We start from the raw sequence: 20,659 nt of genomic DNA on the forward strand, positions 1-20,659 counted from the left end.
AAAGAGCCATGTCCAGCGTAAAACACATAATGTTTTTATCAAAAAATGTGAAAACCCCACTTTTACTTGAAGTAAAGGTGGGGTTTGTCTACGGTCTGAAAGCACACAGGTGTGTGCTTTTTTTGTTTGGTTAAGACTGGCTTTTTGAAATCGCCTGTTCTAGATCTGCCAGAATATCTTCAATCGCTTCTGTTCCAACAGATAAACGAATAAGTTCTGGTGTCACCCCTGTGGCTTTTTGCTCTGCTTCACTTAATTGCTGATGCGTTGTGCTGGCAGGGTGGATGATGAGTGACTTAGAGTCGCCTACGTTTGCAAGATGTGAGAAAAGCTGAACCGAATCAATGAGTTTTTTTCCTGCGTCTTTGCCACCTTTAATGCCGAATGTGAGGATGGCGCCTTGCCCTTTTGGTAAATAAGTTTGAGCCAGCTCAAAGGATTCATGGCCTTCAAGACCTGGATAGCTGACCCATTCTACAAGAGGATGATCTTGTAAAAATTGTGCTGTCTTCAATGCATTTTCACTGTGGCGTTCAAGGCGAAGATGCAATGTTTCTAAGCCTTGCAAGAGTAAAAATGAGTTGAATGGTGATAAAGCCGCCCCTAGATCACGTAAGAGCTGTACACGTGCTTTTGTGATATAAGCTGCTTCGCCAATCGCTTCTGTATACGTCAGACCATGATAGCTAGGGTCTGGTTCCGTCAGGCCTTTGAACTTATCACTATCACTCCAAGGAAACTTGCCGCTGTCGACGATGACTCCGCTAATGGATGTGCCATGGCCGCCGATGAATTTCGTCGCTGAATGGACAACAATGTCTGCGCCAAATTCAATCGGTCTTAACAAATAAGGGCTTGCAAGTGTGTTATCCACAATTAGAGGAATGTGGTGCTTGTGTGCAATGGCTGATACGGCTTCAATATGTAAAATGTCGCCTTTTGGATTTCCGATGCTCTCTGCATACACTGCTTTTGTTTTATCTGTAATGGCTGCTTCAAGTTCTTCAAGGTTTGAGGAATCCACAAACTTTACTGTTATTCCAAGCTTTTTCAAGGTATGAGCAAATAAATTATATGTGCCGCCATACAGACTGCTGGAGGATACGATTTCGTCACCAGCTCCTGCAATGTTTAAAATGGAGTAAGTGGTCGCTGCTTGTCCTGAGGAGACAGCAAGTGCACCAATTCCGCCTTCAAGCTCAGCGATCCGTTTTTCAAACACATCATTTGTCGGGTTCATAATACGTGAATAAATATTACCGGGTTCCTGAAGTCCAAATAAATTCGCCGCATGCTCACTATCTCTAAAACCGAAAGAGCTTGTTTGGTAAATAGGTACAGCTCTTGAATAGGTGGCTGAGTCCAGTTCTTGACCTGCGTGTATTGCTTTTGTTTCTAAACGAAATTGAAGTTCTTCTGACATGTGTGTATCCTCCTTTTGTTAGATAAAACCAACTATTTTAATAAGAAATATTTAATAAGACTATAAATCTTGTTTACTGCCCGGTCAATCATTTTTTAGATAAATCTGAAAAAACAATAAATATAGTTGACATGTCGGAATAGTATGTATTAACATAAGCATACTGAAAATACCAACAAGAATTGCTGATCGGTCAACCGAAGGCTCGTTCACTCAGGCATGAGTGAAGGGCCTTTTTTTATTTTAATCTGAAGGGAAGATGAAGATGGAGAAAAAGAAAAAACGAAAAAAATACAGAAAACATTTGGATATCACATTAGACATTTTGATTGAGCGGAACAAATATGAAATTTACAGCAATCAAGAACGAATAGAAGAGATTTACGATCGTATTGATGAAAAGCATACAAGGTCGAAATAACTATTTTATAAAATATAGTTGATTTATAGGAATAATATGATTTAGGATGGTGCTAACAACTCAATATGAATAGCTGATCGGACAACACGAAGGCTCTTATCTCTCTTTTGGGATAAGGGCCTTTCTGTGTATCTATCTGATGACAAGAGGAGTGAACTTGCATTGACTATTTCCGTTGATATTGTGGATAAGTCTTTTTGGAAAGACAAACAAACCATTCAAGTGCTTGAAAACGTAAGGTTCACCATCGTTCCTGGTGAATTCGTGACGGTGATTGGTCCGAGCGGTTGCGGGAAAAGTACATTGCTGAAGATGATTGGAGGGCTTGATACAGATTATGATGGGCAGATCGTGATAGGAGAAAGGCGTGTGACAGAACCAGGAATGAAACAGGGCTTTATTTTTCAAGAGCATCGCTTGTTTCCATGGCTGACGGTCGAAGAAAATATCGCTGCCAATTTCAATTTAAAACAAGCAGCTGTTTGCCGCAAAGTGGATGAATTAATTGACATTGTTCGGTTAAAAGGTTTTGAACACGCCTATCCACATGAGCTTTCAGGCGGGATGTCACAACGTGTTGCTATTGCAAGAGCACTCCTGCGTGATCCGGAGATTTTATTGCTTGATGAACCTTTTGGTGCGCTAGATGCATTTACACGGAAACACTTACAGGATGTGCTGCTGGATATTTGGCAGGAGAAAAGAACAACGATGGTGCTTGTCACTCATGATATTGACGAATCCATTTATTTAGCCAATGAAATTGTGCTGTTACAAGCAAGACCCGGCCGAATTCATAAAATCCTTCCCGTGAACTTACCATTTCCGAGGAATAGAACGTCAACAGCTTTTCAGAGCTTAAGACAAAAGGTGCTTTCAGAATTTGAGAAAACAGATGAGCTGTTACTGACGAATGGCTCAGGAATTTAAGGAGGTCAAATCGAATGAAAAGGCAAAAAAGGATCGTTCTCTTTCTTGGTATCCTCCTTGTATTAGCTGGGTGTGGTCAAGCAGCGAATGGATCAGAAGACAAGCCGAAAGAGGTTCGGATTGGGATTCAGCAAAGTCTAAGCCCACTTCTTTTAGCAAAGGAAAAAGGGTGGTTTGAGCAATCATTTGAAAAAGAAGGTATGAAAGTCAAGTGGGTGGAGTTCCAAAGTGGTCCTCCCCAATTCGAAGGGCTTGCCGCCAATCAATTAGATTTTTCACAGGTTGGTAATTCACCTGTTATAGCTGGTCAGGCAGCAGGTATTGATTTTAAGGAAATTGGTTTATCTCAGGATGGGTTAAAGGCGAATGGGATTTTAGTGAATAAGAACAGTGAGATTCAAAAAGTAGAAGATTTAAAAGGGAAAAAAATCGCCGTTGCCAAAGGAAGCAGTGGTTTTGACTTTTTATACAAAGTATTGGATCAGGCAGGTTTATCTGCAAAGGATGTCCAGATCATTCAGCTTCAGCCGGATGAGGCAATATCTGCGTTTGAAAATGGGTCAGTTGATGCTTGGTCGATCTGGGAGCCGTTCTTATCACTTGAAACGATAGAAAAGGGAGCAAAGCTACTGGTTAATGGAGAAGCGACCGATTTATATTCACCTGGATTCACACTTGTCAGAACCAAGTTTGCCGATGAGTACCCTGAACTAGTGGTGCAATTTTTAAAAGTATATGACAAAGCGGTGAAATGGCAGAAAGATCATCAACAGGAAGCCATTACACTTTATGCTCGTTTGAAACAATTAGATCAGAAGGTGGTGACACAAGTATTAAACAATACAGAGCCGCTCAATGAGCCCATTTCTAAGAAAATCATAAACGTCCAGCAGCATACAGCTGATTTTCAATATCAAACAAAGGCGATACAGCGGAAGATTGATGTCAATCAGGTGGTAGATAATTCGTTTATTGAAAAAATGCTGAAAGAGGAGAAGAATTGATGAAAGCTGCATCTAACCCAGCCCTTGTGACTAAAACCGAGCGAATGAAGAAAAAAAGGAGAAAAGCTTCATCCTTCATCATGTTAAAAGGACTTGTATTACCTGCTTTACTCATTGCGATTTGGCAGGGAGCTGCTGCTTCCCAAATCGTTTCTTCTACTGTACTACCTGCACCCACTGTCATTGCAGAATCTTTTCGTGAGTTGATTCGTTCCGGTGAGCTGTTTGGCCATATTTACATCAGTCTCTACAGAGCAATATGCGGGTTTTTACTTGGGGGAGGTTTAGGACTTGCGATGGGTTTGTGTGTCGGTTTTTCTAGGAAAACCGAGCAGTATGTAGATCCGACCTTGCAAATGCTGAGAACAGTTCCTCATTTAGCGGTGACTCCTTTATTTATTCTTTGGTTTGGTTTTGATGAATCAGCGAAAATTTTATTGATTGCACTTGGGGCTTTTTTTCCGATCTATATCAATACCTTTCTAGGAATTCGCAGTGTAGATAACAAGCTGTTCGATGTGGCTCGCGCTTTAGAGTTTAATCTGTATCAAAATATCACAAAGCTCATTTTACCTGCTGCCCTTCCTCATATTCTTCTGGGCGTGAGGCTTTCATTAGGCATTGCCTGGCTTGGTTTAGTGGTGGCTGAATTGATGGGGTCGAGTAGTGGAGTCGGCTACATGATTATGGATGCAAGACAATTCTCGCAAACGGATAAAGTGTTTGTAGGGATTATCATCTTTGCGGTAGTTGGTAAGATGACTGATTCATTTGTACGGCTGTTAGAAAAGCGACTGCTCAAATGGCGCACAAGTTATCAAGGTGAAAAATAATAGGAGGCGATATGATGAATATTCTATGGTTTATTCCAACGCATGGGGATGGGCGTTATTTAGGATCATCGAAAGGGGCAAGACAGGCAGACTATCCGTATTTTAAACAAATTGCTCAAGCTGCCGATCAGCTTGGGTACACAGGGGTCTTGCTGCCTACAGGTAGATCTTGTGAAGATCCATGGCTGACAGCGGCTGCTTTAGCTGCAGAAACAACCCATTTAAAGTTTCTTGTGGCTCTTCGGCCAGGGTTGATGCAGCCGTCTGTTGCTGCTAGAATGACCTCCACATTTGATCGGCTTTCAGGCGGGAGACTGCTGATCAATGTTGTAGCGGGAGGAAGTAAAGAAGAACTTGAAGGAGACGGGCTATTCATTTCTCATGATGAACGCTATGAGGCAACAGAAGAATTTTTGACCATCTGGAAGCGGTTATTGAAAGGAGAGAATGTTCAGTTTCAAGGGAAGCATCTGCAAGCACAAAATGGACGTCTGCTATTTCCACCAGCTCAAACACCACATCCACCCGTTTTTTTTGGAGGATCATCAGAAGCAGGCATTCAAGCCGCTGCAAAACATACAGATGTTTATTTAACTTGGGGCGAGCCGCCTGCACAAGTAAAAGAGAAAATCGCACAAGTGAAAAAGCAGGCTGAAAAGGAAGGAAGAACGGTGAGGTTTGGTATTCGACTTCATGTGATCGTGAGAGAAACGGAAGATGAAGCTTGGCAGGCAGCGGAACATCTGATTCGTCATTTAGATCAAGAGACTATTGATGAGGCGCAAAAGACTTTACAAGGGATGGACTCAGTAGGGCAAAAACGAATGGTTGAATTACATCAAGGGAATAAAGAGAAGCTTGAAATTAGCCCTAATCTTTGGGCAGGCATTGGCTTAGTTAGAGGCGGGGCAGGAACAGCGCTCGTCGGGGACCCGCATACAGTAGCAGAACGTATAATAGAATATCAGTCTCTAGGTATTGATACATTTATCTTTTCTGGTTATCCGCACTTAGAAGAATCTTATTATTTAGCAGAACTTGTTTTCCCGCTTCTCCCATTTAAAAGAAATGGTGATGCAGGACCACACGTTCCTGCTGGTGAAATTATTGGGAACAATTACTTTCCTGATACAGCCTCTGCTGCAAGTTCCTCATAAATGAAAGCAAAGCAGTCATACTTGTCGGGCTGCTTTGCTTTTTTTATAGAAAGAGATGCAAGTAAAATGATATGTGCTGTGGAAGAAGGCAAGGGCTTTTTTCCCAATAGGTTTTCTTGTATATACATATTTTAAGAGACAAGAGAAGAAGGAAAATATGCTCACTCTTTTGTTGGAATTATCAGTTAATATGTCGTATTTGATGTGTTAACGACATATAATTAGGACTTTTATATCTGATATATCGGGGGAATTCTTTCTATCTCAAAAAAATGAAAGATTAAATAGAAGAGATGATGAAAATGAACTATTTGAAAAAAGGCAGAAAAAAGATGGTTTAATTGACATTATATGGGTTTTGTGGTTCTTGAGTTGTGGTGAAAAATAGTAAAAAAGGAAGAATTTATACAGTTGAACATGAATAATTGAATAAAAAGTCACATTTTACACGAAAATATGTTCGGTCAAAAATGGGATCTTCTGTTGATGTTTGGAGTGTGACGCCTATGATACGATCATCATAAGCTGGGAGGTGAAAAGTATGACTTATGCAGCGCCGCAAGTTGACTATTCCACTATGGAACCTGCTATTATGGACCAAGCTTGGTTCTTAGTATTTGTTGCTGTCCTTCTTGGATTGGGAGCAACAGTTGTTCTAGGAGCAGCAGTTTGGTGTTTAGCAAACGGCAAGGGTAGCTTTACAGGAGCCGTTCAGTGGGAAAGTGGCTTAAAAGTCCAAATTGAATGTAAGTAGCTATACTTAGGATTCATCTTTTTACTTCTTAGATAAGACACCAGGGCTAAACCGTCTGTGGCGGGCGGTTTAGCCTGATCTGTTTTTAAAGAATATGCAGACACTTGGAGGTTATATGTTTACGATCGAGAATTTAACCAAGACGTATAAAAATAACGTGACTGCTGTCAATGATTTTCATTTGAAAATTGCCCCTCATCAAATCGTTGCTGTGGCTGGACCAAATGGATCCGGTAAAACAACGATGATTAACTGTGTACTCGGCATCATTAAGCATACAGAAGGAACCATTCATATCAAGGATGTCACAAATGATGATCCATCCTTTAAAAAACAAGTCGCCTATGTTCCAGATGATCTGCTGCTCCCTGAAGCATTGACTGGTGCTGAATATTTAGATTTTGTTTCTTCTATGTATGAATGTAAAACAATTCAAAGAAGAAATCAACTAATTGAATTGTTTGATATGGAATCAGCTTTATCAAGACCAATTGAAACCTATTCCCATGGCATGAAAAAAAAGACACAGCTGATTGCTGCCTTTATGCTTGAGAGTCAATTAGTGATCATGGATGAGCCCTTTAGAGGACTTGATATTGAAGCGGTTATAAACACAAAGAAACTGATGAAACGTTATGCCGAGCACCATGGTGCAATCTTGCTTTCAACGCATGATATGCTTTCAGCGGAAGAGCTGTGCCACAAGATCGCCATTATTTCTAAAGGAAATAAAATGGATGAAGGGACGGTTTCAGCCTTAAAAGAAAAGTATCAATCAAGCACATTGGAACAGGTGTTTCTGAAAGCTTCAATGTTAAGTGATAGGGGTGCACATTTTGATGAAATCATTAATCATTTCTAAAATGATGCTTAAAATGTGGCAGCAGGAGATGTATAAGCTCTTTGATACTCAAACGAAGCGAATCATTGTGGTCTTATTCTTTTTGTTTGCAGTCACAATGGGAGCCATCATCGGATACAGTTTTACGGGTGTCTTTATGAAGGCTTTCTTAAATGGAGATGAACGTTCACTTGGGTTGTTGGTTGTGTCGATGGCAATCAATGCATCCATTTTTACAAGCTTGTTATTTGTGCTGATCAAAGTCAGAACACCTGAACAAGATCGTTTTTCTATGCAGCTCAGCTGGTTTCCGCTGTCTACCTTTCAAAAAAGTCTTGGTTACTTCATTCCGATGGTGACAGTCGTCACAGGGCTTGTTTTATTTTTCATCGGGATCTTGCTTTTACCTAATTTTATTGCACAAGGGATCAGTATTTTCTTTATTCTTACGTTCTTTTTGATGGTGCTGTTGCAATCACTCTTTGTCTTAACACTGCTTCAGCTCATTTACAACGTGACTTATTTACTCGTACTAAAATTAAAATTACCGTTGCAAAAATTTGCAGCGATATTTGTTTTATTAGCGCTAGTTGTAGCGTATGGAATGACACATTTCGACATCAATCAAATACAGCAATCATATGTACAGTTTGATTATCATTTGATGTATTTTACAGCGCCGTTTTTCTTAGCGGCACAAGGGATGTCTCCTGACGGGGTGAATTATGCGATGTTGATCCTCTTCATCCTATTATCTGCGGGAGGCGCATTTATTTCTCTTGCTTTAATGCCAATTATGGCTGAGAAAAAAGCGTTAACCTTTCTGCACAAACTGCCATTTTCATCTTCAAAAAAGTGGTCTCTCATTGTAAAGGAAATAAAGTCACAAGTGAGAAATGAAGAAAATATTTTAAATTTTCTCATCCTCCTTATTGTCATTTTATTTGTCCGTTATCAGTTTGCCTTCCGCTTTGAAGGAGAAGCTTTTTTTGTCCTATGTGCGCTAGCTGGGTTAACAGCTTTTAATTCATTTGGCAATGACAAACGTATGCTTGGGATGTATAAAACGTTCGGTCTAAGGCCGTGGGAAGTGGCTCTTTATAAGTTTCTCGGACTTTTGCTCGTTGGTGTGATCCAAATTGTTTTATTTATGATCACAACACTGACGCTACCGGATCAGATCTGGATCGTGTTGATTGGTGCTGCTGTCTTGTGTAATGCAACGGCTCTCTTTTATGTGGTGGGTATTTTATTGCCCCTTGATCGAAATAATCCTTACACAGGCATTTTCTCGTTTGGAGCGCTTATTTTAATCATGATTCCGATTGTATTTATTGGAAACTATGTGATAGGGGAATCGAGTCAAATGATTCAGTGGCTGCTTGTGGCAGGATTTGAATGTCTGCTCATCTTTGCCATATATAAAGGTTTTTCATGGAGGTATTCACATGATTCAACTTCTTAACACTAAGCTAAAGATTGAGCGGGTGCCGGCACTTGGGCCATATGTGACTTTACAAAAAAGGCATTTGACTGATACGCAGTACGGAAGCTCACTTCCAATTAACGAAAGTGCATATCATATGTTAACGAAAGTGGATGGTCAAAGGACAGAGGCGAGTATTACGGCAGAACTCGCCGATTTGTTTCAGGTCGATGAGTCTGTGATTGCCCGCGATTTTTATCAATTGATGATGGGGCTGAATCAGCATCACTTGCTGTCGATTCATTATCAATCGCCATATCGGACTGTCACAGCCTTCTGTCAATTTTTTAAGCAGTATCAAGTAAAGATGAAAGAGCGATTTGACTGCACGGGTCATTCATTTCTTCACATATTGGGTACGGCTCTGCTGATGGTGACGCGCAAAATCATCTTTTTCTGGGTGCTCTTTATGATCATGGCGGGAATCGCCTTTTTATTTATGCCTGATCCATCGATTGCAGCCATTGCGATTTATTTTACGATTATTTATTTTGGATTAATTACTGGAACTGCCTTGCATGAGGCGGCACATGGGTATGCACATCGGAAGTTCGCCGGCCGGGATGGTCCTCAAGGCTTTTTTGCGAGCGATATGATGTCTGTGAAATTTGTGAGGCCTGTTTTAGATCCGTTTCAGAAAAAACAGGTGTGGATTACACTGCTTGGTCCGCTTTTGCCGGGGCTCATTGGCGCAGCCGGAATCATTGTGACTGTTTTATTTCTAAAAGAAAATCCAATTTCGACAGGGTTTTTCATTTTTTCAATCACGTATTTTATTCAATTGCTCTACCTTCTTCCGTTTATGGGGGATGGTAAGTCTATTATGAAGCAGTTATTGCTTGGTGGAATGGGAGGACAACGATCATGAACGTTCAGGCAATGAAACAAGGTGCAATTGTTGGTAGTTTCCTAGGTTTCTTAGGCTTTCCGATGCTGACCATTGGTGTTCTGTTCTATCACTTATTTCAATCAAAAACAAATAATGAATTATTATTTAACAGTCTTGCTTTTGAGATGGAAGGTTCGTCTGCATTTACGTTCCAAATCAAACCAAACTTTTTTATTTATATGGTTGTCATTTTTGCTGTCAGTTTTCTCATTGTGGCATTCCTATCAGCCATGAAACAGAAAAAAGCGAAAGATTAGGAGAATACTCCTAATCTTTTTTTGTATAATCAACCAAATTTTAGTATAATAAAGAATAAAAATACTAAAGGGGATATCAATGATTAAGAAATGGAGCATTCTTTTATTTACTGTTTTTCTATTAGCAGGATGCGGCGAGAAGGCTGCAGAAACAACAACGACAGAGAAAACGGTCTCAGAAAAACCTGCAACAGAGAAAAATAAGGAAACAGCAACTCACGATGAAGTAACTGTCGAACCTATGAAACTAACAAAAAATGAAAAAAGTCTTTTGGAAGCATTATCAGATAAGCCGTTTGAAGCGATGACAGTGAAAGGACTAAAAGGCAGTAATAAAAGTGTATCCTTGATCGGTATGCATTACAAAGATGGACAATTATTAAAAGACGATACAAAAAAAATCACCATTGAGCTTCATCAAAATGGCGTCGATAACAGTGTGAATTTTATCTACCAGCTAGAAGATGAAAAAGATGATCTGTTAAAAGTAACGTATAGCTTATGGAAAGATAAAGAGCAAAGCGAACTAACGAAACTCTCGACTAGCATGGATTTCAAACAGGACGTGGGAGGAAACACAACGATATCAGCTTCAGATCTTTTTCACATGTCTCCTGGAGAGAAAAAATTAATTTCTACTACCATCACAACTGGATTGAACCATGAGTTTTCTGGTTTAACAGGTTCTGAAAAGAATCTGAAAGAGGAATTAAAAGATGTGAAGCAGGCTTATTTGGTGTATTTGCAGCTAGACAAATAACTATCGTAATATATATGGAGAATATGAAATTTTTTGACGAAAAATCTTCATATTCTCTTGACGAATTGTTAAGAAAGTTGTAACATAATAAAAGTCAACGCAATGATGTTGTCTTTAAAAGATTGATGCGGGTGTAGTTTAGTGGTAAAACCTCAGCCTTCCAAGCTGATGTCGTGAGTTCGATTCTCATCACCCGCTCCAATACATAATTTTGTTTATAACGCAGTATTTCGTTTCATAGATAAACGAAGTGTTGCGTTTTTTATTATGTCAGTATAATGTAAAAAGCACTGTGACCTACAGTGCTTTTTCAATGAGTTCATATTTACTTTCTCCACCATGTATTTGTATAAACATCTTCGTCAAGGATTGTATAAGTGCCTCACTCTTTTCCCGGGAAATAGCTGGTGGGAAGAGAATGATTTGAAGAATGCTTTTTGTGTCTTGAGAAATTTGAGCTTTACTTGCTTGAGAAAATAACCCTTTAAGCTCTGCGCCATCCTGCCATTCAATATGACCAGTTTCATTTTTGGATAATGAAAGAGGCCCTTTCAATTGATCGGCATCTAATGTAAGGATAGGCAAGAAATATTTTAATGAAAAAAATATCGACAAATCCTGTACGGAATTGGTCGAGTCAATAAATTGTTCTTTTTGAATATCAGCAAGAAGCGGAAGAAAGGGGACACCTTCTAGAAGATTCGTCCATTCTTTGATCGCTGGTACTTCTTCCAAAGTTTGATCTTCATATTCAAAAAACAAAGATTCTTGAAACAGTCGCAGTCGGCCTTTTAACATTTGAGGGGATTTTCCTATCTCAATATGTGAATATTCAATCTGTCCAACATGGATAGACGGGCTTTGAGGTTGGGAGATTTTCATTTGTATCTTCACAGTGACTCACTCCAATCGGTCATGATACACTCGTATTATACTGAAAACAACTGAAGAAACAAAGAAAGGAGGTTTGCAAGGTGATTCATGTTGGACAATTAAAAGAAGAGTTAATTCAATATGCGAATGAAATTGGTGTCGATAAAATTCGATTTGCAAGTGCTGATACATTTGATTCATTAAAGGACCGCCTCATCTTACATGAATCGTTAGGGTATTTGTCCGGTTTTGAAGAGCCTGATATCGAAAAACGAACAAATCCTGCTTTGCTGCTTCCAAAAGCAAAATCAATTGTCGCCATTGCGCTCGCATACCCTTCCAAAATGAAAGATGCTCCCCGAAGTACAAAGGATGCCAGAAGAGGGATTTTTTGCAGGGCTTCATGGGGAACTGATTATCATGTTGTGCTGAAAAAAAAGCTCGACATGCTTGAAGAATTTTTGCGCAGTAAACACGAAGATATTCGGACAAAATCAATGGTGGACACAGGTGAATTGTCTGACCGTGCTGTAGCCGAACGTGCTGGCATTGGCTTTAGTGCAAAGAACTGTATGATTATCACACCAGAGTTCGGATCTTATGTCTATTTGGCTGAGATGATTACAAATGTTCCATTTGAACCGGATGAGAAAATAGAAGACCAGTGCGGAACTTGTAATAAATGTGTGGATTCATGCCCAACGGGTGCTCTTGTGAATCCAGGCCAGCTCAATTCTCAAAGGTGTATTTCGTTTTTAACACAGACAAAAGGGTTTTTACCTGACGAATTTCGCTCGAAAATAGGGAATCGGTTGTATGGATGTGATACGTGCCAAACGGTCTGCCCAATTAATAAAGGGAAAGACTTTCATCTACATCCTGAAATGGAGCCGGACCCTGAAATTGCAAAGCCGCTCTTAAAGCCACTGCTGACAATCAGCAATCGTGAGTTTAAAGAGAAGTATGGTCATGTTTCTGGATCATGGCGAGGGAAAAAGCCTATTCAGCGGAATGCCATTTTGGCACTTGCTCACTTTAAAGATGCATCTGCTTTGCCAGATTTGGTTGACCTGATGCATAAAGATCCAAGACCGGTCATTCGAGGCACGGCTGCTTGGGCAATCGGTAAAATTGGCGATGGTCAGCAGCTTTCAGAACTGGAAAAAGCCCTTGAGCGGGAAAGTGATGAAGAAGCAAAACAAGAGATCATCAAAGGGATTGAATTGTTACAAACACCTTTAAATACTAAATAACCTCCCATTGAACATAGAATGAACCAAACAGAGATGTTAAAAAAAGTTTGGTGGTGTCTGTGTGAAACAATTATTAGAACAAACGTTAGAAGACAGACTGGCATATTTATTAAATGGCAGTACGATCAAACAACCCCAGCTGATGTCTGATGTGGACGCTGTGGAGCGAAAGAAAGAGCTGTTTGCAAGAAGACAAGTTGAGATTGTCAAGGCGAAAGCAAAAGCAAAACTTCTCGATTCAGCTATTCAAGATGATGGAGCTCAGCAAGTACAATATCTCGCGCACCTCACTTATGTCTGTAAGGATATAGACGATTCTTTTTATTTAGAGGAACAGGTTGAGAAAAGAGAAGCGTTTCTTTATAACGACATGCTTGTGAAAGATCGGATGATGTTAGAAGAACGACAAAAGGAAGGTCAGGTGGATGAGCGCTTCCAAAATGAAGACCAATTTGGAAGAGCTTTTCACTATGACCGGCGTGCAGCTGTTCAATATGCTGAGACGTATTGGAATAAACGGAATCCAGCCTATAAAAATTTTGAAGATAACTGTACGAATTTTATTTCACAATGTCTAAAAGCAGGGAATGCACCAACGAGAGGATATCCGAACCGTGGATCTGGCTGGTGGGTTCGTCCACATACATGGAGCTACAGCTGGACGGTGGCACATTCGATGAAAAATTATTTAACGAATTCCAAAGCGGGGTTGAGAGCGAAGAAGCTCAAGGAGCCGCAGGAGCTTCAAATAGGTGATGTTATTTGCTACGATTTTGAGGGTGACGGTAGGTATAATCATACAACCATTGTCGTTGATCATGATAAAGGCGGAATGCCTCTTGTGAATGCACAAACGTATGACAGTCGTATGCGTTACTGGTCGTATGAAGATTCAACGGCTTATACACCTAGTATTCGTTATACGTTTTTTCACATTTTGGACGATGCTCCGAAGGATAGTTAATGGTATAATGTTGAGCGGAAAAGAAAATTAGAGGTGAACTTTTTTGGGACTTCATGTCGTTTTATATCAACCAGAAATTCCAGCTAATACTGGAAATATTGCGCGAACATGTGCAGCAACAAATACAACACTTCATCTGATTCGTCCGCTTGGTTTTTCGACAGATGATAAAATGCTGAAGCGTGCAGGACTCGATTATTGGAAATATGCCAATGTCGTCTATCATGATTCATTAGATGAATTGTTTGAGGCTCATCCGAAGGGGCAATTTTTCTATATCACAAAGTTTGGGCAAAAGCCGCATACAACGTTCGATTACTCGCAGCTAGATGAAGACTACTTCTTCGTATTTGGCAGAGAGACAAGTGGATTGCCAAAAGATTTGATTGAACGGAATATGGATCGCTGTCTACGTTTACCAATGACAGAGCATGTTCGTTCACTGAATCTATCGAATACGGCAGCGATTCTTGTGTATGAGGCGCTTCGCCAGCAGCAATACCGAGATTTGATATAAGAACATGATAAAAAGCCGAGATCCCATCTCGCTTTCAGTGAATATGTAAGTGCTGAAAATATGAACGAAATGAAAAAGGATGTTCCGCTGATGGAACATCCTTTTTTTCATTTACCAGGCTTGCCTTCGTAGCCAGCTGTGAAAATGGATACTAAAAACGTAATGATGACGCCCATCATAATGACCGTTCTCATATAAGCTCCCCCTTATCCCTTTGTTCCTTCGTTGCCGGTTTCATATGTTGTGAAGTTCGCCTTGAAAAGCAGGAGATGAAGATCATTTTTCTCCTGTTTTTCCTTTATTATGAAGGGTCTTGCGGATGGTTGTCAATTCAGTTTGCCAATTCGTCATTTTGAAGAACGAAAGCATGTAATAGGACGCCTCCGCATAGATTGTAAAACAGTATCTGATTTCTAGCTTCAATCTTGAAAGAGGAGGTTCATATGGATATTTTAAAGAAAATTGAACAGCACAGAGAAGAAGAGCAGCGACTGAAATGGGAAGGCACCTTCAGCGAATATTTAGATATTATTAAAGAAAATCCACTTGTCGCTCAATCTGCTCATTCTCGCGTTTATCATATGATTAAGGACAGCGGGATTGAAGAGGAGAATGGGGTCAGAACCTACAAATTTTTTGATCAGGAGCTTTTTGGTTTAGAGGAATCATTGGAAAGGCTAGTGGAAGAGTATTTTCACCCTGCGGCTAAACGTTTAGATGTCAGAAAGCGTATTTTATTATTAATGGGCCCAGTCAGCGGCGGGAAATCGACGCTTGTCACAAGGCTGAAAAGAGGGCTTGAAGAGTATTCACTAACAGATCATGGCGCAGTCTATGCGATTAAAGGCTGCCCAATGCATGAAGATCCGCTTCATCTCATTCCGCAAAATCTGCGGGAGGATTTCTATAGAGAATATGGCATACGTGTGCAGGGGAATTTATCACCTTTGAACTTGATGAGGCTGGAAGAGGAATATGGCGGCCGCATTGAGGATGTGAGAGTGGAACGAATCTTTTTCTCAGAGGACAAACGGACCGGCATTGGTACTTTCAGTCCGTCGGATCCGAAATCTCAGGACATTGCTGACTTAACAGGAAGTATTGATTTTTCAACGATTGCTGAATTTGGTTCAGAGTCAGACCCGCGTGCGTACCGGTTTGATGGAGAGCTCAATAAAGCGAACCGTGGAATGATGGAATTTCAGGAGATGTTAAAGTGTGATGAGAAATTTCTATGGCATCTTCTTTCATTAACGCAGGAGGGAAATTTTAAGGCGGGGCGTTTTGCGTTGATAAGTGCGGATGAATTGATTGTTGCACATACGAATGAAACGGAGTACCGGTCATTTATTTCAAATAAAAAGAACGAGGCTTTACACTCAAGAATTATTGTGATGCCGATCCCTTATAATTTAAAGGTGACAGAAGAAGAACGCATTTATCATAAGATGATTTCAGAAAGTGATGTCTCAGATGTTCATATTGCACCGCACACGCTAAAGGTAGCTGCGATGTTCTCTATTTTGACAAGGCTGAAAGAGCCGAAGCGGTCTGATATCGATTTGGTGAAAAAAATGCGACTGTATGATGGCGAAAGTGTCGAAGGTTTCCAATCTGTTGATATTGATGAGATGAAAAAGGAATTTCATGACGAAGGAATGAGCGGAATTGACCCGAGATATGTCATTAACCGCATTTCATCCACTATTATTCGAAAGAACATGGAATCCATCAATGCACTGGATGTCCTCCGTTCCTTAAAAGAAGGACTCGATCAGCATCCATCGATCTCAAGTGAAGATCGGGAACGTTATTTGAATTTTATTTCTGTCGCACGAAAAGAGTATGACGATATGGCGAAGAAGGAAGTTCAAAAGGCATTTGTGTATTCCTATGAGGAGTCTGCGAAAACTCTCATGGATAATTACTTAGATAATGTCGAGGCGTACTGCAATAAAAACAAACTGCGTGATCCGTTAACAGGTGAAGAAATGAATCCTGATGAAAAGCTCATGCGTTCAATTGAGGAACAGATCGGCATTTCTGAAAACGCCAAGAAGGCATTCAGAGAAGAAATCCTTATTCGGATTTCTGCTTATGCGAGAAAGGGCAAACGCTTTGATTATAATTCTCATGAGAGATTACGAGAAGCTATTCAGAAGAAGCTCTTTGCCGATTTGAAAGATGTCGTGAAAATTACGACATCGACAAAAACGCCGGATGAGCAACAGTTGAAAAAGGTCAATGAAGTAGTGGCGCGATTGATTGATGAGCATGGCTATAATTCCACAAGTGCAAACGAACTCTTAAAATATGTAGGTAGTCTTCTGAATCGTTAATAAATGAAGGAGGCATTATTGGCGCAAACTAGCACCGGTAATGTCTTTTTTAGAAATCGTCGTCATTTCGCTGACGAGCAGCATACGATAATGGAATCGATGGGTACAAGAATTGTCCAAAAAGGTGAGGAGGGGGATGGATGTCCCGGCAAGAAAAAAGTCAGTTTATTGTGTCTCAGGAAGACTGGTCCCTCCATCGAAAAGGCTTTGATGACCAGCAGCGTCATCAGAAAAAAGTCAAAGAGGCGATTAAAAACAATTTGCCGGATCTTGTCACAGAGGAAAGCATCATCATGTCTAATGGCAAAGATGTGGTCAAAATTCCGATCCGTTCTTTAGATGAATATAAAATTCGGTACAACTATGATAAGAATAAGCATGTAGGTCAGGGGGATGGAGACAGCCAGGTTGGCGATGTGGTCGCTCGGGATGGATCTGACAGTAAGCAAGGGCAGGGAAAGGGGCAAGGTGCTGGAGATCAAGCCGGTGATGATTATTACGAAGCAGAAGTCTCATTAATGGATTTAGAGGAAGCGCTGTTTCGTGAGCTGGAGTTACCAAATCTTAAACAAAAGGAACTTGATGATATCGTTGTCGAGGAAATTGAGTTTAATGATATTCGCAAAACGGGGTTAACCGGTAATATCCATAAAAAACGAACAATGCTGTCAGCATTTAAACGAAATGCCATGACAGGAAGCCCTTCCTTTTATCCCATTTATCCAGAGGATATTAAGTATAAGACGTGGAATGAAGTCACCAAACCAGAATCAAAAGCGGTTGTCCTAGCGATGATGGATACGAGCGGAAGTATGGGGCTTTGGGAAAAATATATGGCGAGAAGCTTTTTCTTTTGGTTGACACGTTTCTTGCGGACAAAGTATGAGACAGTCGAGATCGAATTCATTGCCCACCATACAGAGGCGAAGGTCGTAGACGAGGAGCACTTCTTTTCTCGGGGAGAGAGCGGGGGAACCATTTGTTCTTCTGTCTATCGAAAGGCACTAGAGCTCATAGACGAACGATATCCTCCGTCACGATATAATATTTATCCTTTCCATTTTTCTGATGGTGACAATTTGACCTCAGATAATGCACGGTGCGTGAAGCTCGTTTCTGAAATTATGAAAAAAGCCAATTTATTTTGTTATGGTGAAGTGAATCAATATAATCGGCATTCTACGTTAATGTCAGCATATAAACATATTCAGGATGAGAAATTTAAGCATTATATTTTGAAGCAAAAATCAGACGTTTTTCTCGCATTAAAAAAATTTTTTCAGCAGGAAGAAGTTCTTTCTTAAAGAGAACATTCAAAAAAACCTTTCAGCATAAGGGCTGAAAGGTTTTTTGTGTGGAGAAGGAAGGGATCACCAGAAAAAAAGTAAAACTTTCTCTTTGACATTTCAATTTTCATTTATTAATATTTAATCTTGTTAAATATAAGTTTTTCAAAAAAGATGCCGATAGTCTTTTCTTCTTTTTCTGCTTTTTGCTCATAAGTGAACAATAAGTATAAATGGGCTGCACACCATTTTCAGCGGAGTAGAAAAAGGGGAAACAGGCAGCTCTATGAGCTTGTTTCATAATCTGTCAGATGATGGGCATTCTAAGTTTGCTAAAGCAGATGACACTATATTTTTATACATGAAAGGAGAAACAAAACATGAACAGAGGGCGTTTATTGCTAACAAATATTATTGGCCTTATTGTGATTCTTGCCATTATTGCCGGAGGTGCTTATTACTACTACGAAAGCACAAACTTCGTAAAAACAGATGAAGCAAAAGTGACAGGTGACATGTACCAAATTACAGCGCCAGCAGCTGGACAAATCAAAGGCTGGGACATCAATGAAGGTGACGAAGTGCAAAAAGACAGCACAGTTGCAAAAGTTGAAGGAGAAGCAAAAACAAACATTAAAGCAGTGGCTGATGGCACATTAGTCAAAAAAGAAGTACAAAACAACCAACAAGTGCAGCCTGGGACAGTTCTTGGTGAAACGATTGACCTAAGCAAGCTTTACATTACAGCGAATATTAAAGAAACAGACATTAAGAACATTGAAAAAGGTGACAAAGTGGACATCGTTGTAGACGGCGATCCTGATACAACATTTGAAGGAACCGTTGAACAAATTGGTTATGCAACAAACTCAACATTCAATATGCTGCCAGCAACAAACTCAAGTGGTAACTACACGAAAGTGACACAAAAAGTAGCAGTGAAAATTTCAATTAAAAATCCATCTGACAAAGTACTTCCAGGTATGAATGCTTCTGTCAAAATTTCATCTTAATGATGACTGATATCAAAAAATGAAAGGAGGTTGTCTGAGATGGCAAATCAACCTGCAGCGACAAAACAGGGAGCAGGCTCCTTGTCTTTACTGATCATTTTAATGGCCGGTTTGTTCGTAGCGATTTTAAACCAAACGCTTTTGAACGTAGCCATGCCCCATTTAATGACTGAATTTAATGTGAGTGCGACGACAATTCAGTGGCTTACAACAGGTTACATGCTTGTCAACGGTGTGCTCATTCCGTTATCTGCGTTTTTAATCACACGTTTTGGCCAGCGCAGCTTATTCCTCGTGGCGATGATTTCATTTACACTAGGGACTTTTATTTGCGGTATTGCGCCAAACTTTTCTACGATGCTGATTGGTCGTTTGATTCAGGCAGTCGGTGGCGGTATCTTACAGCCGCTCGTCATGACAACAATCCTTTTTATTTTCCCTCCAGAAAACAGAGGGAAAGGAATGGGGATTTTTGGTCTTGCGATGATGTTTGCGCCAGCTGTCGGACCAACGTTATCTGGTTATATTATTGAACACTATTCATGGCGTATTATGTTTTATGGACTTGTACCAATCGGTGCGATTGTCATCATCGCGGCTTTCTTTATGTTTAAAAATATTGTAGAGCCTAAAAAAATCAAGCTGGACACTCTTGGTGCGATTCTGTCGATCGTTGGTTTTGCTTCGCTTCTATACGGAGTGAGTGAAGCGGGAAGTGATGGTTGGACAGATCCAATCGTTTTATCTACGATTATCATTGGTGCGATTGCGATCATTCTCTTTATTTTCCAACAGCTAAAAGCGGATAATCCGATGCTTGATTTCCGCGTGTTTAAATACAGCATTTTCTCATTATCAAGTGTTATTAACATTATTATTACTGTTGCCTTATACACTGGGATGTTCTTACTACCGATCTACTTGCAGAACCTCGTTGGGTTTACTGCACTGCAATCGGGGTTATTAATGCTTCCAGGGGCACTTGCGATGCTCATTATGTCTCCAATTTCAGGGATCTTGTTTGATAAATTTGGACCTCGTCCACTTGCCATTGTGGGGATGCTGATTACGGTTGTTACCACATACGAGTTTACAAGGCTGACGATTGATACATCTTATAGTCACATTGTGCTCATGTATGCAGTACGTGCTTTTGGTATGTCACTCTTAATGATGCCAGTCATGACTGCTGGGATGAACCAATTACCGCAGCATTTAAACAGTCATGGTACAGCGATGTCAAACACACTGAGACAAATCAGTGGTTCGATCGGTACGAGTTTGATCACGACGATTTATACAAATCGCACGACATTCCATTATTCCAATATGGCAGATCAAACGAATACAGCTGATCCGTTCTTTATGAATTCATTCCAAGCGGCTGTCTCTAATGTGATGCACCATATGGGCATGACAGCAGAAGCTGCTCAAAAATATGTGTCGACCCAGCTCTTTACGAAAGCACAAGTTGATTCCAATGTGATGGGCATCAATGATGCTTACATGTGGGTGACATTATTCTGTGCAGCTGGTGTAATTCTCAGCTTGTTCCTGCGAGATGTACGTAAGGATAAAAAGCGAAAAGAAAAGCAGGATAAGAAACAAGAAATGACATTGCTTCCAGCACCTAAGGAAGCAAACCAAGATGCAAGATAA

Annotated in this window: 20 protein-coding genes and 1 tRNA gene; 19 read left to right on the forward strand and 2 right to left on the reverse strand. The window is 40.2% G+C overall.

The genetic code is table 11. The features are described 5' to 3' along the window. Positions 1–130: 130 nt before the first annotated feature. A complete protein-coding gene (locus tag ASG46_RS14720; RefSeq protein ID WP_056705048.1) occupies positions 131–1,423 on the reverse strand; it encodes a homocysteine synthase in 1,293 nt (430 codons plus the stop codon). A gap of 265 nt (positions 1,424–1,688) precedes the next feature. Between ASG46_RS14720 and ASG46_RS14725 the strand changes: the two genes are divergently transcribed. The 12 genes from ASG46_RS14725 to ASG46_RS14780 all read left to right on the forward strand — a co-directional run bounded on the left by ASG46_RS14725 (position 1,689) and on the right by ASG46_RS14780 (position 10,956). After that, positions 1,689–1,844: an FbpB family small basic protein gene (locus ASG46_RS14725; RefSeq protein ID WP_034647783.1), complete on the forward strand. Its 156-nt coding sequence runs from the start codon at positions 1,689–1,691 to the stop codon at positions 1,842–1,844. Between the two features lie 162 nt (positions 1,845–2,006). After that, positions 2,007–2,774 carry an ABC transporter ATP-binding protein gene (locus ASG46_RS14730; protein ID WP_056705050.1) on the forward strand — a complete coding sequence of 256 codons (768 nt, stop codon included), beginning with the start codon at positions 2,007–2,009 and terminating at the stop codon, positions 2,772–2,774. Positions 2,775–2,788: 14 nt separating this feature from the next. Beyond that, positions 2,789–3,778 carry an aliphatic sulfonate ABC transporter substrate-binding protein gene (locus tag ASG46_RS14735; RefSeq protein ID WP_056705052.1) on the forward strand — a complete coding sequence of 330 codons (990 nt, stop codon included), beginning with the start codon at positions 2,789–2,791 and terminating at the stop codon, positions 3,776–3,778. Between the two features lie 44 nt (positions 3,779–3,822). Beyond that, complete coding sequence (locus tag ASG46_RS14740) at positions 3,823–4,611, forward strand: ABC transporter permease (RefSeq protein WP_235562248.1); 789 nt, start codon at positions 3,823–3,825, stop codon at positions 4,609–4,611. 14 nt (positions 4,612–4,625) lie between these two features. After that, positions 4,626–5,768, forward strand: coding sequence for an FMNH2-dependent alkanesulfonate monooxygenase (ssuD, locus tag ASG46_RS14745; RefSeq protein WP_017360383.1), 1,143 nt, complete (start codon positions 4,626–4,628; stop codon positions 5,766–5,768). Between the two features lie 541 nt (positions 5,769–6,309). Beyond that, positions 6,310–6,522 (forward strand): hypothetical protein, encoded by a 213-nt coding sequence (locus ASG46_RS14750; RefSeq protein ID WP_003211695.1) that lies wholly within the window; start codon positions 6,310–6,312, stop codon positions 6,520–6,522. A gap of 115 nt (positions 6,523–6,637) precedes the next feature. Next, complete coding sequence (locus ASG46_RS14755; protein ID WP_008349096.1) at positions 6,638–7,384, forward strand: ABC transporter ATP-binding protein; 747 nt, start codon at positions 6,638–6,640, stop codon at positions 7,382–7,384. Beyond that, positions 7,362–8,828, forward strand: coding sequence for a hypothetical protein (locus ASG46_RS14760; protein WP_056705056.1), 1,467 nt, complete (start codon positions 7,362–7,364; stop codon positions 8,826–8,828). The genes ASG46_RS14755 and ASG46_RS14760 overlap by 23 nt, the downstream gene beginning before the upstream one ends. Then, on the forward strand, positions 8,812–9,717 hold the full coding sequence (locus ASG46_RS14765; protein WP_056705059.1) for a PqqD family protein: 906 nt from the start codon (positions 8,812–8,814) through the stop codon (positions 9,715–9,717). The genes ASG46_RS14760 and ASG46_RS14765 overlap by 17 nt, the downstream gene beginning before the upstream one ends. Beyond that, positions 9,714–9,995 (forward strand): hypothetical protein, encoded by a 282-nt coding sequence (locus tag ASG46_RS14770; protein ID WP_008349089.1) that lies wholly within the window; start codon positions 9,714–9,716, stop codon positions 9,993–9,995. The genes ASG46_RS14765 and ASG46_RS14770 overlap by 4 nt, the downstream gene beginning before the upstream one ends. A gap of 79 nt (positions 9,996–10,074) precedes the next feature. Next, positions 10,075–10,755, forward strand: coding sequence for a hypothetical protein (locus ASG46_RS14775; protein ID WP_047947127.1), 681 nt, complete (start codon positions 10,075–10,077; stop codon positions 10,753–10,755). A gap of 127 nt (positions 10,756–10,882) precedes the next feature. Continuing rightward, positions 10,883–10,956: transfer RNA gene (locus ASG46_RS14780), tRNA-Gly, on the forward strand. Positions 10,957–11,052: 96 nt separating this feature from the next. Here the strand turns inward: ASG46_RS14780 and ASG46_RS14785 are convergent. After that, the gene (locus ASG46_RS14785) at positions 11,053–11,649 is read right to left on the reverse strand and encodes a hypothetical protein (RefSeq protein ID WP_082515502.1); all 597 of its coding nucleotides are present in this window, start codon (positions 11,647–11,649) and stop codon (positions 11,053–11,055) included. An 83-nt stretch (positions 11,650–11,732) separates the two neighbouring features. Here ASG46_RS14785 and queG point away from each other — a divergent pair, with 83 nt between their 5' ends. The 7 genes from queG (at position 11,733) to ASG46_RS14820 (ending at position 20,659) form a co-directional block, all read left to right on the forward strand. Beyond that, positions 11,733–12,881 carry a tRNA epoxyqueuosine(34) reductase QueG gene (gene queG / locus ASG46_RS14790; RefSeq protein WP_041093435.1) on the forward strand — a complete coding sequence of 383 codons (1,149 nt, stop codon included), beginning with the start codon at positions 11,733–11,735 and terminating at the stop codon, positions 12,879–12,881. 61 nt (positions 12,882–12,942) lie between these two features. Beyond that, positions 12,943–13,845 (forward strand): amidase domain-containing protein, encoded by a 903-nt coding sequence (locus tag ASG46_RS14795; RefSeq protein ID WP_056705061.1) that lies wholly within the window; start codon positions 12,943–12,945, stop codon positions 13,843–13,845. 43 nt (positions 13,846–13,888) lie between these two features. Then, a complete protein-coding gene (trmL, locus tag ASG46_RS14800) occupies positions 13,889–14,362 on the forward strand; it encodes a tRNA (uridine(34)/cytosine(34)/5-carboxymethylaminomethyluridine(34)-2'-O)-methyltransferase TrmL (protein ID WP_003211950.1) in 474 nt (157 codons plus the stop codon). 443 nt (positions 14,363–14,805) lie between these two features. Then, complete coding sequence (locus tag ASG46_RS14805) at positions 14,806–16,701, forward strand: PrkA family serine protein kinase (RefSeq protein ID WP_017360374.1); 1,896 nt, start codon at positions 14,806–14,808, stop codon at positions 16,699–16,701. 140 nt (positions 16,702–16,841) lie between these two features. Next, the gene (yhbH, locus tag ASG46_RS14810) at positions 16,842–18,005 is read left to right on the forward strand and encodes a sporulation protein YhbH (protein ID WP_056705062.1); all 1,164 of its coding nucleotides are present in this window, start codon (positions 16,842–16,844) and stop codon (positions 18,003–18,005) included. Between the two features lie 362 nt (positions 18,006–18,367). Beyond that, positions 18,368–19,000 carry an HlyD family efflux transporter periplasmic adaptor subunit gene (locus ASG46_RS14815; protein WP_007497037.1) on the forward strand — a complete coding sequence of 211 codons (633 nt, stop codon included), beginning with the start codon at positions 18,368–18,370 and terminating at the stop codon, positions 18,998–19,000. Positions 19,001–19,039: 39 nt separating this feature from the next. Further along, positions 19,040–20,659: a DHA2 family efflux MFS transporter permease subunit gene (locus tag ASG46_RS14820; protein WP_041507548.1), complete on the forward strand. Its 1,620-nt coding sequence runs from the start codon at positions 19,040–19,042 to the stop codon at positions 20,657–20,659.

This window comes from Bacillus sp. Leaf49 (genome assembly GCF_001426125.1).
Taxonomy (GTDB): Bacteria; Bacillota; Bacilli; order Bacillales; family Bacillaceae; genus Bacillus; species Bacillus altitudinis.